This is a genomic window from Lysobacter xanthus, assembly GCF_047159895.1.
In genome coordinates this window covers 1-550 of record NZ_BAAGAB020000159.1, presented here as the reverse complement: position 1 = coordinate 550, position 550 = coordinate 1, and the positions used below count along the sequence as shown (strand labels likewise).

1 pseudogene is annotated in these 550 nt (G+C 66.0%); it reads right to left on the bottom strand.

Features of this window, described 5'->3' with window-relative positions:
* Positions 1–550: pseudogene (locus ACY35P_RS15645) on the bottom strand (TonB-dependent receptor); the annotation flags it as partial.

The following is a 550-nucleotide window of genomic DNA, read 5'->3' as shown; positions in this document are numbered from 1 at the left end:
TCGATCGGACGCCACTTGAAGCCGAACGCCGAGTTGGTCGTCTGGCCGAAGTTGGAGTAGTCGGACACGCGGCTCGACAGGTCGAACTCGAGCGAATGCGCGAACGGGACGTCCTTGAGCAGCGGGATCGACAGCTCGACGTAGCCTTCGTCGATCGAGTAGCCGCCGGCGGTCGCGGTGCGCGAGTTGCCGGTCGTATTGCCCGAGTTGATCAGCGCGTCCGGGGAGTCGTAACCGCTCTCGGTGCGACGCTCGACGCCCGCTGCGAAGGCCAGCATGCCACCCGGCAGCTCGGCGATTTCGCCGGTCACGTTGGCGTAGTAGTCCTTCATCTTGTACGACAGCTCGTCGTGCGCGACGAACGAGGAGTAGGCCAGCATCTCCTTCGTGATCGAGCCCGGAGCGCCCAGCAGGTTGAGCGGGACGCAGCCCGGGATCACCGAGCCGCCCGGCGCCGTGACGCAGACCGGCACGCCGTTGCGGATTTCCGACGGGCCCAGCGCGTTCTTGAGCGCGAGCACGTTGAACAGGCCGTAGGTCGTGTCGTTCT